Raw genomic sequence first — 14,418 nt, 5'->3', positions numbered from 1 at the left:
CAGTCTGGGCCCCCGCCTTCGCGGGGGAACACGCTTAGTAGGCCGCTTCGACCACCGGCTTCCGGGCATACAACCCGTACGCGAGGATCAGCGCGTAGCAGATCGCCGGGAGCAGCAACGCGAAGTGCAGGCTGCCCGACTTGTCCGCCAGCATGCCCGTCAGATACGGGACGATCGCGCCGCCGACGATCGCCGTAGCGATCACGCCCGAGCCTTCCGCCGCGCGCTTGCCGAGACCTTCGGAGGCCAGCGAGAAGATCGTCGGGAACATCACTGCGTTCATCAGGCCGATCGCCAGCAGCGCCCAGCCCGACACTGCACCCTCGGTGTTCGCCGAGATCAGGATCAGCGCCAGCGTGCCCGTCGCCACACCTGCCAGGACCTTGCCCGGCGACACCTTGTTCAGCACGTACGCACCGATGAACCGGCCGACCAGTGCGCCGCCCCAATAGAACGGCACGTGCTTGCCCGCCGCGACGTCGCTCAGGCTCATCACGCTCGGCTGCATCAGATAGTTGACGATCAGCGAGCCGATCGCGACTTCGGCGCCGACGTACAGGAAGATGCACGCCGTCCCCATCGCGAAGCGCGGGCGCTTGAGCAGCGTGAACGCGTGGAAGATGCTGCCGGTCTGGTCCTGCTCCTCGTTGAGCCGGTTGCGGCGGGTCCACACGACCGCGGCGACGATCAGCAGCGCGATCGCGAGGCCGATATAGGTGTGCACAACGGTCCGCGAAGACTCGGTCCGGTAGGCGTCGAGCGCGGCGCCGGTGAGCGTCGAGGAGTCGACCGTCGCCAGCCCGCCGAGGATCAGCGCGGAGCCGACATACGGGAAGATCGTGGTGCCGAGCGAGTTGAACGCCTGCGCGAAGGTCAGCCGGCTCGATGCGGATTTGGGATGGCCGAGCGCCGAGATCAGCGGGTTGGCGACGACCTGCACGACGGTGATCCCTGCGCCGAGCACGAACAGAGCGAACAGGAACATGCCGAAGCTCGCCTGCCCTGCGGCGGGGATGAACAACAGGCAACCCGCGGTCATCGTCACGAGGCCGATCGACGCGGTCCGCATATAGCCCGCTTTCCGCACGATCGCTGCGGCGGGGATCGAGAACAGTGCATAGGCGAGGAAGAACGCCGACTGGACCAGCATCGCGGTCGCATGGTCGAGCGTGAAGAGCTCCTTCATCTTGGGGATGATGATGTCGTTCAGCGAGGTGATGCCGCCGAAGATGAAGAACAGCGCGAACACGAACACGCGCAGGTCGGGCGCGTCGTAGCCGTGGCTGGCATCGCCTCCGGCTGCTGGTGTGGATTTGGTATCGACGTGCATCGTGGTGCGCCCCCTCGCGGTATTATCTGCGCGACATAAGCCGGGGCGACGGCGCGTGGCAATGCCGCGTGGTGCGATCCGTCCCGGCGAGCTAGGACGGCGGGCATGAGCCGCTTCACCGTCAACAACGAACCGATCGAATACAAGCTCGACAACGATACGCCGCTGTTGTGGGCGTTGCGCGATGCGTCGAACCTGACTGGGACCAAATATGGCTGCGGCACGGGGCAGTGCGGCGCGTGCACGGTCGATATCGATGGGCGCGCGGTGCGGAGCTGTCGGGTGCCGATCGGCTCGATCGAAGGCGCGTACGTCACGACGATCGAGGGGCTGTCGCGCGAGCGTAACCATCCGGTGCAGCTGGCGTTTATCGCGGAGTCGGTGCCGCAGTGCGGGTTCTGCATCCCGGGGATGATCATGGCCGCCGCGGCTTTGCTGAAGCGCAATGCCGACCCGAGCGAAGCGCTGATCCGCGAGCAGATCACGAACCTGTGCCGATGCGGGGTGTATCCGCGGGTGGTCGAGGCGGTGCAGCGCGCGGGGCGGGCAATGCGCGGGGAAGAGGTTATTCCTGCGGGTCCGCGGCCGGGGATCGACCCGGCGGACTCCGCGCGGCTGGTGCCGGCGCTGGTGCCACCGCCGGCGCGGTAGGGTACGCTTCAGTCCCAGCCAAAGCTTGTTCTCCCGCGAAGGCGGGAGTCCAGTCTGGGCTCCCGCCTTCGCGGGAGAACAAGGTTCGCGATGAACACGTCGGCGGTTTCCACCACCCCGGCGAAGGCCGGGGCCCAATTGGAACGTCCAAGGTGATAGAGCGCGCGCTTCATTACCTACCTTCCCCACTTGGGGCCCGGCCTCCGCCGGGGTGGATACTTCCGGGTGAGTAACAACCGGCCCAACTAAACCTGTCTAATCGCTGACGAACCCATTCAGCCTCGCCACACACCGCAACGTCTAGACCCTACACATCATAGGAGCCGGCTCGTGCGCCGGCAGTCGAGGACGACGGCGATGACGGGCAAGTTTCTCAAACTCTTGATGGCGGCTTCCGCGTTGGTGCCGGCAACCATGATGGCATCGACCGCGACCGCGCAACAGGTCGATCAGGACCGCGGTGATCGTGGCCAGCGGCCAGACCGGGGCCAGCGTCAGGATCGTGGCGATCGGGGCCCACGTCCGGACGGACAACCCTTCCAGCAGCAGCGCCCCGACCGCCCCGCCGCGCCCGACCAAGGCCAGCGCCCGCAACGCGCCGATCTCGGCACGCAGCCGCAAGTCCGCGGCGACCGACCGGATGGTCAAGGCCGTCCCGATTGGAACGGGCAGCGCGGCGGACAGGGTGGAGACCGTCAGGCTTGGAACGGCCAGCGCGGCCCCGGCCAAGGCTGGAACGGCCAGAACCGTCCCGACCCGCAGGCCGGTCAGACCCGCCCCGACTGGAACCGCGACCAGGGACGCCCCGGTTTCGATCGCGGCAGCCAGCAAGCGGATCGCGGCCAGTTCGATCGCAATGGTGGACGCGGCGATTGGCGCAACGACGGGCGCAATGACAACCGGGGCGACAACCGCGGCGACTGGCGCAACGGCGGCCGCGATGGCTACCAGAACCGCCAGCCCAACCGCGCCTACGGCAACGTCCAGGGCTATGGTCGCGGCGGCTACAACCAGGGGCATTACAACCAAGGCGGCGCATGGAACCGTGGCTGGCGTAACGACAACCGCTATGCCTGGAGCAATTACCGCGCATCCAACCGCGGCGCGTACCGCCTCCCACGCTACTACGCGCCGAGCGGCTGGGGTTCGGGCTATCGTCGCTTCGGCGTCGGCTTCTCGCTGAACAGCATCCTCTACAACCAAAATTACTGGATCCAGGACCCGTACACCTACCGACTGCCCGAGGCGTACGGCCCGTATCGCTGGGTGCGCTATTACAACGACGCGTTGCTGGTCGACCTCGACAGCGGCCGCGTGGTCGACACGGTGTACGACATCTTCTGGTAAGCTCCAGCTTACCGTCACGCAGTAACAGGGGAGAGCCCCGCGGTGGTCCAGATCACCGCGGGGCTCTTGCGTTTTGAAAACGTTTCGCCAAATCCTGCGACGTGGGTATCTTTTCAAAAGCCAAGAAGGTCGATCCGGCCGCGGCAGTCCGCCAAGCCTTCGGATCGCAGGTCGCCGCGCGCCTCGACGCCAATCCCGCGGTGCAGCGCATCGCGATGGACACGGTGCAGTTCTATTATCAGGACAAGTTCCTCGATCCCGCGACCTGCAAGCGGCTGATCGCGGTGATCGATTCCAAGCGGCGGCCGTCGACCCTGCTGTCCGATCGCCCGAACAGCAATTTCCGGACCAGCGAGAGCTGCGACATGGATCGCTGGTCGCCTGAGGTGCAGCCGACCGACGAGGCGATCGCGACGTTGCTCGGGATCGACCTGCTCCACGGCGAGACGATGCAGGGCCAGCGCTACGCCCCCGGCCAGCAATTCCGCGCGCACCATGATTATTTCCACGAGTCCGAGAGCTATTGGGCGAAGATGCAGGAGCAGGGCGGCCAGCGCACCTGGACCGCGATGGTGTTCCTGAACGACGTCCCCGAGGGCGGCGCGACCTGGTTCCCGCAGGCCGGCGTGAAGATCGCGCCGAAGCGCGGCATGTTGCTTGCATGGAACAACATGAACCCGGATGGGACGCCGAACGGGCTGACTTTGCACGAGGGCATGCCGGTGGTGGAGGGCGTGAAGTATATCGTGACGAAGTGGTTTCGCGAGCGACCGTGGATGAAGTGAGGGTTGCGTAGACCGTTGCGTCTCGTGCGCGGTCGCGTCCCCCCTTCCGTTCGTCCTGAGTAGCCGTCGAGTAGCTGCCTCAGCAGCGTATCGAGACGGCGTATCGAAGGACAGGTTGCCGCGCGGAACCCATGCTTCGATACGCGCCCTCGATACGCTTCTACGAAGCTACTCGGTCGCTACTCAGCACAAACGGGGGTGTCGGGACTTCGCCATCGTTAAGCCTCCGCCCTACCAACGACACCCCCCCCTTCACTACGTCATCCTGACGAAAGTCAGGATCCAGAGCCATGAGCGCCCGCCTGCCGTAATTCTGGATCCTGACTTTCGTCAGGATGACGGTACGAGCAGCCACCCCCTGCAAGGTCCGCTCGACAATCCCCCCAGAGCCACTACGTCCTAGGCATGACAGTTCTCGGCGTAACCTCCTCGATCCTCGGTCAACCCTGGCGCTGGCGCGCGCTCGCCGCAGACGGCCGTGACGGTTTCGGGATCAACGGTTCGGGCGACGACCTCGTCACCCAACTCCTCCTCGCCCGAGGCTGCCCCCGCGACGCGCTCGACGCGCACCGCACGCCGTCGATCCGCGCGTTCATGCCCGACCCGTCGATCTTCCGCGACATGGACCGCGCCGCCGATCGCCTCGCCGACGCGGTGCAAGCCGGCGAACAGGTCGCGATCTTCGGCGATTACGACGTCGACGGCGCCACCTCCGCCGCGCTGATGGTGCTCGTGCTGCGCGATCTCGGCATCGAAGCCCGCCCGTACATCCCCGACCGCCTGCTGGAAGGCTATGGCCCGTCGGGCGAAGCGCTCGTCCGCCTCGCCGGCGAAGGCGCCACGCTGATCGTCACGGTAGACTGCGGCGCCCAAGCGTTCGACGCGCTCGACACCGCCCGCGACGCGAAGGTCGACGTGATTGTCATCGACCACCACAAATGCTCGACCGCGCTCCCGCACGCGCTCGCACTGGTAAACCCCAACCGCCTCGACGAGACTGAAGGCGCCGCGCATGGCCATCTAGCCGCGGTCGGCATGTGCTTCCTCGCCGCCGCCGCGCTTGTCCGCACGCTCCGCACGCGCGGCTTCTTCAAGGACCGCGCCGAGCCCAAGTTGATCGACCTGCTAGACATCGTCGCACTCGGCACCGTCGCCGACGTCGCCCAACTCCGCGGCCTCAACCGCGCGTTCGTGTCGCAAGGCCTCAAGGTCATGGGCGCGCGCAAGAACATCGGCGTCGCCGCGCTGATCGAAGCGTCGCGTCTGACTCGCAACCCGACCTGCACCGACCTCGGCTTCGCGCTGGGCCCGCGCATCAACGCCGGCGGCCGGGTCGGTCGCGCTGACCTCGGCGTCCGCCTGCTCACCACCCGAGACCCCGACGAAGCCCGCCAGATCGCCACCGAACTCGACCGCCTCAACGAAGAACGTCGCGCGATCGAAACCGCGGTGCAGGAGGCCGCCGACCTCCTGTCCAGCCGCGACCGTGCAGTCGCCGTGGTCGCTGGGCGCGGCTGGCACCCCGGCGTGATCGGCATCGTCGCCGGTCGCCTCAAGGAGAAGCTAGGCCGCCCCGCGATCGTCATCGCGATCGACGAGAACGGTATCGGCAAAGGCTCCGGCCGCTCAATTCCCGGCGTCGATCTCGGCGCAGCGGTGATGGCCGCCCGCGAACACGGCCTGCTCGTGGCGGGCGGAGGTCACGCAATGGCCGCCGGCCTGACGATCGCCGAAGCCGCAATCCCCGCCTTCACCGACTTCCTCGAAGACCGCCTCGCCGCCGCGGTAGAACGCTCCAACGACGACCGAGCCCTGCTGCTCGATGCCGTCCTCGCGGCAGGCGGCGTTAACCCCGGCCTCGTCGAATCGATGGAAGCCGGCGGCCCCTACGGCATGGGCTGGCCAGCCCCTCGCGTCGCGATGGGCCCGGTCCGCGTCATCAAGGCGGACGTAGTCGGCAACGGCCACGTCCGCACGATCGTCGCGGGCGACGATGGCCGCAGCATCAAGGCGATGGCCTTCCGCTCGGCCGAAAGCGCGCTGGGCCAAGCCCTGCTAGGTGCCGCCCCCCACCGCAAGCTCTGGCTGGCGGGGCGCGCGAAGATCGACGACTGGTCCTCGCGCCCGTCGGCCGAGCTTCATGTCGAGGACGCGGCATGGGCGGACTAAATTCTTGCACCGAAACGCTTGACGCCCCGCCCCCTTCCCCTTAGTCGGCCTCCACCACGCAGGCCCCTTCGTCTAGCGGTTAGGACGCGGCCCTTTCACGGCTGAAGCACGGGTTCGATTCCCGTAGGGGTCACCATTCGCCACATTCGTGGCTGAGACGTGCGGCTAAGCCATTCCTTGCCCTTCGCTGGTACAGCAACCTGGTACAGCGAGCACCCAAAAATGGCCCTCATGGCGACATCCTGGAAGCACCCGACTACCGATTTTTATTATTTGCGTTGGCAGATACCGGCAAAGATGCGCCCAGCCTTCGGCGGTAAGGCGCTATGAAAGGTTCCGCTCAACACGAAGTGGGCCGCCGCAGCCCATATTCTGTTCCCGCAAGCCAACGCGGCTTTGAAGCAGGAGTTCGAGGAGATCCGGGTTCGGATCAAGACAACTGGCGAACCGCTTCCTTCACAGCGTGATCGGGCCGGCGACATGATCGCTGTGTACTTTAGGCGCCCCAAGCGCGATGCAGATGGATTGGATGGCACGGAACGCCTTCTCCTGGCTCGCCTGGAGATCGACCGCGGACTTTGGAACATGACGCCCACCGGGTGCTCTCCGGTTGCGGCGTCGACGACGTTCTCTCGATCGGTGGTTTGCAGCGGGCCGGTGCGTGCGCAGGCGACAATCCTCACGATCCTTCGGTTTTCCGATTGGGTTGGGCTAGCGTAAGGGCATAGTCCCGAACGTCTGGCGGCCACGTTGCCATTCGGCCCGCAAACGCTTTATCCTCACCAGCAAACGAGGCACGGATTGCTTCCTTGTAGCCGGGAAAATCGCCGGCCAGCCCAGACAGGAAGAGATACGTGCGCTCATGTGCGGCTTTGCGATCGGCCTGGCCGTCATCTGCACGACGCGCTTCGTCAACAAGGCGGCGCAACGCCTGCGAGGCTCCCCCCCGGGCTGCGTTGCAAGTCATTCCCGATGACGCGGCAGCAGCGTCACTTCGCGCGCAACCAGGCCAAGTTTTGGTCGGCGTCTCGATCGGATCGAGCTACCTGCCAGTTCGCGCCTCGCTGTCGCCAGCGCCTCGAGTTCGCCATGGTCTGTAGATCGCGTAACGATCTCCGCCGTAGTGCCTCGAAGGTCGAGGTCAATCACCGCGCCTGACGTATCATTGAAGGTAACGACAGGGCTCTGCGTGTCGGCTTCCGTCGATTGCTCATTCCGGAAATCGTCTATTTTTGCCTGAGAAACGGGAAAGATCGCGCTCAATGAATGGCCGCTATCAGGCCCCGGATCGGCACTCTGGACGTCCGGGCGTTGGCGAAACTACCCGGCAATGCGGGGCTTCGTAAGGGATTTACGAGCAGGCATTTACGCCCCCCTCCCCGCTGCCCGACTTCAGCCATTCGATCAGATTGAGAGGTGTCGGTTTCGGCGCCAAGCCGGCCTACTTCCGGCGATCAGGATACCTCGTCGCTTGAACGCGAATTGCGTAGGTCGGCCTGACCGTTCATAGCCCTACGAGGATGGTATCGACGCTCTGGAGTTCTGATGTCTGATCGCCTGCCGGTCCTACTCCAATACATATTGCCCAAGCAGAGCCTCACCACGCTGGCAGGTCACATCGCCAGGGCGCATGGGGGTGCGATGACAACGCGGCTCATCCGCTGGTTCGTTGGCAAATATTCCGTCGATATGAATGAAGCCGCGGATGCGGACATTCGGAGCTACAAGAGCTTCAACGAATTCTTCACCCGTCCCCTCAAAGCGGGGTCACGCCCTATCGCGGCTGCCGACTTTGTCTGCCCAGTCGACGGCGCAATTAGCCAGTTCGGCTCAATTGATGACCATCACATGCTACAAGCAAAGGGGCATCGGTTCACCACGACGCAGCTTGTTGGCGGCGACGCCGCACTGGCCAGTCAGTTTCGTCACGGCAGCTTCGCAAACCTGTACCTGTCCCCCAAAGACTATCACCGCCTGCACATGCCTTGCGATGGCAAGCTCACGCGCATGATCTACGTGCCCGGTAAGCTTTTTTCAGTAAACCCTGTCACAGCACGCGGCGTGCCGAACCTGTTTGCGCGCAACGAGCGAGTAGTTTGCGTCTTTGAATCGGTAGAGCACGGCTTATTCGTCATGGTGCTGGTGGGAGCCACCATCGTTGGAAGCATGGCGACTGTGTGGCACGGCGTGGTCAATCCTACGCGCATCAACAGGACGTCGGAGTGGGCATATACCGACCAGGACATCGTGCTGAAAAAAGGCGAGGAAATGGGCCGCTTTCTCCTTGGTTCAACGATCGTGATGTTGTGGAAGCGGGGCGCCATTGCGTTCAACGAAGACTGGATGCCGGAACGGAAGGTGCGCTTGGGCGAACTGATGGGACAGCGCGCGACCTGAGCTTCCTGCGCCGTTGGCCGGGATGGAAAGGCCCATTTCCCGACACGCAGGCGCGCTCTCCTACTTCCCGGATTCGGACGCTCGTTCATCTTGGCGAATTTACCGCTCTGACGTTCGGCTACCGGCTTACGAACGCCGTCATTTGGAAGCAGCGTACGTTCTCCTTAAGCGACGCGGATCGAGAAGGTCAGCTTAGCTGCTCTTCCAGGCTGCGGGTACGCAGGGTCATCTCATCGCCGGTGTGCTTGGTTTCGGCCGGCTCGATCAATAAGACCCAACACTCATCCAGTGCCACGGGATTATGCCGAATGCGGCTCGGCACTGTCAAAAAATCCCCTTTCTCGAGCTCAACCGCACAGTCTTCGAACTCGATCCGCAGGGAGCCTTTGACAATATAGAACAGCTCGTCTTGCCCGTCATGGGCGTGCCAGACCAACTCGCCTTTCAGCTTTGCAGCCTTTAGCAACTGGTTGTTGACCCGGCCGATCACCTTCGGCGACCAATAGTCGGTTACTCTATCGAACGCGGCCGCGAGTGCTGTAGGGGACAACATACCTATCTCCAGGTGGATATCGGATTGGATGCAATATACTTGAAGCGATAGACATTGGCGATCGTGCCGTCGCTTTTGCTCGTCAGTTTGGTGAGCGAGGAGGAAAAAGAGTAGCCGATGGGGTGGACGCATGTGGGCTGCCTGATCCGCTCACGAATGTGACTGCCGATGGCGTAATCCATCGATGAGCAGGTTCAGGATGCGCCCGGCATGCGCAGAGCCATCCTCGCCTGTCGCCACTCCAAGATTCCCAATCGCTCGCAGCAAGTCGTAAGGCTCGACATCGTCCCGCACTTCCTTCGTCGCTGCTGCCGCATCGAGTAGGGAAGCAAGCGCAGGCTCGAAGTGCGCTCGAAAATAGGCTGGCAGCTCGTCGAACGCCGGGTCGCCAGAGTGGAGAGCTACTGCGAGGCCCTTCTTCGTGCCAAGGAATTGCGCGTACCGTTTCAGCCAACGCTCCAGTGCCTCTCCAGGCGTGTAGCGTGTCGCCAGTGTTGCCGCTTCCGCAGCGCAGGCATCGACTTCGCGCCGAAATACCGCAGCAATAAGGTCCGATCGCTTTGGAAAGCGACGGTAGAGCGTGCCCATACCGACACCGGCCCGATCTGCGATCTGCCTCACCGTCGCATCGACGCCCGCCTCAGCAAAAAGAGCTTTGGCCGCCTCCAGCACAGCGTCTTCACTGCGCTGTGCATCAGCGCGAACGCGCCGCTTTGGTGCTCCTTCCGCGCTAGTCGCGGCCTTCTCACGTTCCGTCAAAGTACCATCCATCATAAACGGCTTGTCATACGGAGCATTGCTCCGCATATGCATATACGGAGCAATGCTCCAGCTAGCGCGGAATAGCCAACCGGCGTTGGCTTGCAAACAGATGAAGCGAGATATGACGTGAACAATCTTATCGACAAAGCTCGGCGGCTTCCCGTGAATGCGGCAGTCACCACCATCTCGATCAGCCCGGTAACTCTGTCGATCCCGGATCACGAGAGAGAGCTCGAACTCCGTATTACCGCGCCGATGAGCGGTCGCGACCTCCCGATCATCCTGCTTTCGCACGGACACGGTCCCTCGCTCTACATATCGTCGAAGGACGGTTACGCACCGCTTGCGAACTTCCTGGCGGAGCACGGCTTCGTCGTCATCCAGCCCACGCACGCAAATTCGAGGGCGGGAGGCCTGGCACCTGACGCACCAGGCGGCCCCCTGTTCTGGCAGGAGCGCGTTCAGGAATTGACCTGCATCCTCGATCAGATGAAAACCATCGATGCATCGGTTCCAGCCCTTACCGGCCGAATTGATCACGATCGGATCGCGGCTGTCGGCCACTCACTTGGCAGCCACACCGTAAGCGTGCTGCTAGGTGCCCGCCTCAGCGACCAAAACGAGGCAGCTCGCGACGTCGACATGCGTGACCCACGAGTAAAGGTGGGCGTGTTGCTCGCTGGGCTAGGTCGCGGCGAAGACCTCGACGGACCGATGGGCTCGCGCTACCCCGCGCTCAGACTCGATTTTTCCACCCTCACCACCAAGACCCTGGTCGTATCAGGGGACGCCGATGTTAGTCCGCACCTGACGACCCGCGGTGCTGACTGGCATGCAGATGCCTTTTCCGATGCCCCGGGGGCCGACAGCTTGCTGACCTTGGCGGGAGCCAAGCATGGCCTTGGCGGCATCGCCGGCTACGACGCGAAGGAGACGGACGACGAAGATCCCGACCGCCTCGGCGTCTCGCAACGCATGGTTTGGGCATATCTGTGGTCGGCCCTAAACCCAGGCAATGCCACTTGGCAGGACGCAATTTCAGCTCTCGAGAACGAAGCGACGGAGTTCGGTAAAGTAGATAGCAAATGAGTTCTGCCCTGGCGTTTTTTGACAACGGGCGACGGGGCAAAATCTGAAAAGAACCTATCGAACTTGCCGAACAGTCGCGGCTGGTGGTCGAGAGGATCGCGGCGTAGCGTCTGGCCGGCGTCAGGCGTTCGCGACCGATCGCGCCATCCAACGCGGACGCGATGGATGCAACACCCGCGGCGGTTGATGATCGAGCCAAAGCGTCTGGCTCTCGAATATCGATTTCAGGCCGAATGCCGGCGCGCGGGCGCGGCGCGCGGGGGCGCTCCCGGCAACGCCGCGAATTCCAGCCGCACCTCGCGTTCCCTGGCCGCGGTGCCGGGATCGTCCGGAAGCGCGCCTTTCATGATCCCGAACGCATCCTTAAGCGTCCCGATCGCATCGTTGAACATTCCGAACGCCGCAGCGGTAACCGCCGATCCTTCGCCATCCACCGCGAAGGTCGCTGCCGCGGACCCGCCACCGGCCCCGTTGAAGATCGCGGGGTAGTTTATCGCGGCAAAACCTGCGTTGGTCGTTACCTCCGCCGCCTGTACTGCCATCTCGACAAGCCCGGCGCGGCCGTCACGTGCGCGCAGATCACGCAGCTTTGTCGCATACGTCTCGGCCGTCTTCGTGCGCTCCGCGCACATCGCGATGCCGACGGGGATCGTGTAACGCCCCCGAAAGCCGACAAGACGTCCGCGCGCCGTGCCGCGTCCCTCGAGTAGCGCCGCGATGCTTCGGGCCACGCGCTCGTTGTCCTGCACTTGCTGTTGATCGAGCAGTTCCACCAGCCGCATCGTCATCCGATCGAGGAACGCGTAAAGATGGGCGACCTTGCCGCGATACACGGCAATGTTGCCCTCGATCGATGCGATCGACGGCGTCAAATCGCGACCGCTGACGAGCGTCGCGGCCTTGCCCAAGCCACTGCTTCTAAGAACGCCGCCCCCGATCTGGGTGGCTCGCCCAGCGCCCATCCCCCGATCATAGGCCCGATCGAGCGACTTCACGTCGTTGTCGATGCGGACGCCCCATTCGTCGACGGTCTTCCAGCATTGTACGAGCTTTTCCATCCCGTCGATGATGCCGCGCACCAGCCCGATGATCGCCGCCGCGCCGCTCACCCCCATGGTAAAGCCGGAGAGGCCGAACGCCGCGGCGCTGAGTGAAAGGGTGACGGTGACGATGGCGCCGTCTATCGCGGTGTGCTTGCGGACGGCATGCCACTCGCCAAGAGTGCTGTAGTGCTGGGCGATCTGTGCTTCGATCGCTTTTCCGACACCCGGGCTGTTATCCGCCAAGATCTTGCTGACGCTTGCCCGCAGGATATCGTCCACAGGCCAGGACGAATTTATCTTCGGCGCGATCTTGTCTCGAATCATGGCCTGCATTGTCTTCGACACGTGGGCCACCACGTGCTGGTAGAGTTGCCCGTGCTTATTGAGGTCGGCGGCGACGCGGTTCGGCACCTCGGCGATGACAACCAGTGGGATTGCGTCGAAGCGATCGTCGAACTCGTGCTTACCCGCGCCACGCAGGGCGCCGCCGAGCGTGTGAGTGTACAATTTGATCTTCTCGCGCGGCGGGCCAGCTGGCACGATCCCATCTCCTCTCCTGGACGGTGGCGACGGGATCGTCGCGCCTGGGGTTACGAGGACGGCAATAGCTTTCGGTGCACTTCAGCCGGATTTCAGATGAGCCGCTCTACGCTACGAATGACATATTCGGCGGACGCGTCGGTCGGAGGCGGCGGGGGGCCGGGCACCGCAAGCAGCTCCTCGTCGCTCGACAGTCGCCGTATGTCGGTATTGACGATCAGCACCGTCTCGTTCTCGTCGCAACTCGCGCCGTCTGCGGGTACGGCGGCATGAGCGTCGATCGGTGCTGCCGACGTCGATCGCGCCATTATCACTTTCTAATCCTAGTGCTCCAATGACAACGCTACTAAATCGGGTCGAGGGCACTTATTTTTCATTTCCAAAGGATTATAGCTTTGCGCTGAGAGCGGGATAGTATTCCAATGAAACTCGTTATGCGATCTGTGGTACTAGCCTTTGGTTTGGCGGCAGGTTTCAACGCTGGCACCGCCAACGCCGAACATACATGGGGTCGCTACGTAAACGATCGGTATCGATTCCAAATCTGCTACCCGGCGGCGCTGAAGGCGCAGGCAGAAGCGCCAAACGGCGACGGCCGTGTATTTCGTGCCGCGGACGGTGGAACGCTCACCGTTTTCGGCCGCAACGACGTGCTGAACGCCGGGATCGACGCTACCGCAAAGGAGGTCGCAGCTGATCTTGCCGGTCGAGGAGGTCGAACGACCTATGCTGCGGGACGTGGCAATTGGCGCGTCGTGTCGGGTGCCGATAGAGCCGGAACGATATTCTACGGCAAGGTGCTGCAACGCGGCGACCAGTTGGCAATCTTCCAGTTGCGATACCCAAAGACGGCCAACCGGTATCAGTCGATCGCTGCCCGGATGGGCGCATGTTTTTCGATGCTGAAATAGGCTATCGCGAGACTGCTGCCGGCGCGTTGTAGCGGTACAAGTCCCGGCTGCGCATGATCGTCTTGAGCAATGTTCCGTAGTGGGTGTCAGTAGCGTAGCGCCCGGTCAGTGCGTCGGCATAGGCGTCGGGATCATCGCTATGGCGACGCGCTTCGCCATAGGCTCGGTGCGTGGCGAGCAGCCGGCCATGCGCTTCGAACGCCTCGGCCAGGGTTGCGAACCTTCGGAACGGTGCGCGGATGTGGAAGGATCGGCCGCTGCGAGTCTCTTCGCGCGTGCGCACCGTGACCGACGGCTGCCCCGCCGCCGCCTTGATCCCGAACGGGTTGTTCGACCCGGGCGGCATATGCCGGCCCTCGCCGCTTTCGAGTATCCACTGGGCAATGCTGATCGAGGCGGGAACGTGCCAGCGCTGTTCCGACTGCCGGGCCGCATCGATCACCTCGATGGGGGGCTCGCGGCCAGCACGCCGGGCCGGTACGGCGTGCGATACCGGTCGCGGCGTGGGTGGTAGGACAGCACGCGGTAATACCGGCGACGGCGTCGAGGTCGCGCGGGGTGCGGCGCGCGGCACGGAGCGCATGGCGTTGAGCAACCGCAAGGTGGGGCCATTCGGATCGATGCGTCCGTCGGAGCGCGGTCGACCGACGAGGCGGTACTGCGCCTCGGCGATCGCACGAAGCGTTTGGGTCCCGCACATCCCGTCCACGCGCAAAGGCCGCGACGACCAGGCGGATCGCCGAATGTTTAGCAATTGCTGGATCGCGCGCACATCCGTCGACCGATTGACGCCGCCCCGGCCGACCGCGCCGCCGATCGTGACATGAGGATAGCCCGCCAT

Annotated in this window: 15 protein-coding genes and 1 tRNA gene; 8 read left to right on the top strand and 8 right to left on the bottom strand. The window is 63.8% G+C overall.

The genetic code is table 11. The annotated features are described in order from the left end of the window. Nucleotides 1-34: 34 nt before the first annotated feature. Nucleotides 35-1,330: a sugar MFS transporter gene (locus AC59GX_RS13415; RefSeq protein ID WP_426281401.1), complete on the bottom strand. Its 1,296-nt coding sequence runs from the start codon at nt 1,328-1,330 to the stop codon at nt 35-37. A 105-nt stretch (nt 1,331-1,435) separates the two neighbouring features. On the opposite strand from AC59GX_RS13415, the gene AC59GX_RS13410 reads away from it, so the two are divergent. The 5 genes from AC59GX_RS13410 to AC59GX_RS13390 all read left to right on the top strand — a co-directional run bounded on the left by AC59GX_RS13410 (nt 1,436) and on the right by AC59GX_RS13390 (nt 6,418). Next, entirely contained in the window at nt 1,436-1,981 is a 546-nt protein-coding gene (locus tag AC59GX_RS13410; protein ID WP_426281402.1) for a (2Fe-2S)-binding protein, read from the top strand. A 357-nt stretch (nt 1,982-2,338) separates the two neighbouring features. After that, nucleotides 2,339-3,328, top strand: a complete 990-nt coding sequence (locus tag AC59GX_RS13405) for an RcnB family protein (RefSeq protein ID WP_426281404.1) — start codon at nt 2,339-2,341, stop codon at nt 3,326-3,328. Nucleotides 3,329-3,429: 101 nt separating this feature from the next. Further along, the gene (locus AC59GX_RS13400; RefSeq protein ID WP_426281405.1) at nt 3,430-4,113 is read left to right on the top strand and encodes a prolyl hydroxylase family protein; all 684 of its coding nucleotides are present in this window, start codon (nt 3,430-3,432) and stop codon (nt 4,111-4,113) included. A gap of 405 nt (nt 4,114-4,518) precedes the next feature. Then, nucleotides 4,519-6,282 carry a single-stranded-DNA-specific exonuclease RecJ gene (gene recJ, locus AC59GX_RS13395; RefSeq protein WP_426281406.1) on the top strand — a complete coding sequence of 588 codons (1,764 nt, stop codon included), beginning with the start codon at nt 4,519-4,521 and terminating at the stop codon, nt 6,280-6,282. A gap of 61 nt (nt 6,283-6,343) precedes the next feature. After that, a tRNA-Glu gene (locus AC59GX_RS13390) sits at nt 6,344-6,418 on the top strand. Nucleotides 6,419-6,961: 543 nt separating this feature from the next. On the opposite strand, the gene AC59GX_RS13385 is transcribed toward AC59GX_RS13390, so the two are convergent. Together AC59GX_RS13385 and AC59GX_RS13380 are read right to left on the bottom strand one after the other, a co-directional pair. Continuing rightward, nucleotides 6,962-7,249: a DUF2239 family protein gene (locus AC59GX_RS13385; protein ID WP_426281407.1), complete on the bottom strand. Its 288-nt coding sequence runs from the start codon at nt 7,247-7,249 to the stop codon at nt 6,962-6,964. Beyond that, nucleotides 7,246-7,545: a DUF2239 family protein gene (locus AC59GX_RS13380; protein ID WP_426281408.1), complete on the bottom strand. Its 300-nt coding sequence runs from the start codon at nt 7,543-7,545 to the stop codon at nt 7,246-7,248. The genes AC59GX_RS13385 and AC59GX_RS13380 overlap by 4 nt, the downstream gene beginning before the upstream one ends. 282 nt (nt 7,546-7,827) lie before the next feature. On the opposite strand from AC59GX_RS13380, the gene asd reads away from it, so the two are divergent. Continuing rightward, nucleotides 7,828-8,679, top strand: a complete 852-nt coding sequence (asd, locus tag AC59GX_RS13375) for an archaetidylserine decarboxylase (protein WP_426281409.1) — start codon at nt 7,828-7,830, stop codon at nt 8,677-8,679. A gap of 187 nt (nt 8,680-8,866) precedes the next feature. Here the strand turns inward: asd and AC59GX_RS13370 are convergent, their stop codons facing one another. Together AC59GX_RS13370 and AC59GX_RS13365 are read right to left on the bottom strand one after the other, a co-directional pair. Continuing rightward, nucleotides 8,867-9,232: a cupin domain-containing protein gene (locus AC59GX_RS13370; protein ID WP_426281410.1), complete on the bottom strand. Its 366-nt coding sequence runs from the start codon at nt 9,230-9,232 to the stop codon at nt 8,867-8,869. Between the two features lie 150 nt (nt 9,233-9,382). Then, the gene (locus tag AC59GX_RS13365; RefSeq protein WP_497301875.1) at nt 9,383-10,045 is read right to left on the bottom strand and encodes a TetR/AcrR family transcriptional regulator; all 663 of its coding nucleotides are present in this window, start codon (nt 10,043-10,045) and stop codon (nt 9,383-9,385) included. A 75-nt stretch (nt 10,046-10,120) separates the two neighbouring features. Here AC59GX_RS13365 and AC59GX_RS13360 point away from each other — a divergent pair, with 75 nt between their 5' ends. Then, a complete protein-coding gene (locus AC59GX_RS13360; RefSeq protein ID WP_426281412.1) occupies nt 10,121-11,083 on the top strand; it encodes an alpha/beta hydrolase family protein in 963 nt (320 codons plus the stop codon). 224 nt (nt 11,084-11,307) lie between these two features. Here the strand turns inward: AC59GX_RS13360 and AC59GX_RS13355 are convergent, their stop codons facing one another. Together AC59GX_RS13355 and AC59GX_RS13350 are read right to left on the bottom strand one after the other, a co-directional pair. Next, on the bottom strand, nt 11,308-12,666 hold the full coding sequence (locus tag AC59GX_RS13355; RefSeq protein ID WP_426281413.1) for a hypothetical protein: 1,359 nt from the start codon (nt 12,664-12,666) through the stop codon (nt 11,308-11,310). Nucleotides 12,667-12,758: 92 nt separating this feature from the next. Next, nucleotides 12,759-12,974: a hypothetical protein gene (locus tag AC59GX_RS13350; protein WP_426281414.1), complete on the bottom strand. Its 216-nt coding sequence runs from the start codon at nt 12,972-12,974 to the stop codon at nt 12,759-12,761. A 114-nt stretch (nt 12,975-13,088) separates the two neighbouring features. On the opposite strand from AC59GX_RS13350, the gene AC59GX_RS13345 reads away from it, so the two are divergent. Then, nucleotides 13,089-13,577, top strand: coding sequence for a hypothetical protein (locus tag AC59GX_RS13345; protein WP_426281415.1), 489 nt, complete (start codon nt 13,089-13,091; stop codon nt 13,575-13,577). Between the two features lies 1 nt (nt 13,578). Here the strand turns inward: AC59GX_RS13345 and AC59GX_RS13340 are convergent, their stop codons facing one another. Then, complete coding sequence (locus AC59GX_RS13340; RefSeq protein WP_426281416.1) at nt 13,579-14,418, bottom strand: glucosaminidase domain-containing protein; 840 nt, start codon at nt 14,416-14,418, stop codon at nt 13,579-13,581.

The organism is Sphingomonas sp. 320_CC (assembly GCF_059691795.1).
Note: the sequence above shows the minus strand (reverse complement) of the source record. Positions and strands in the feature narration are given on the sequence as shown.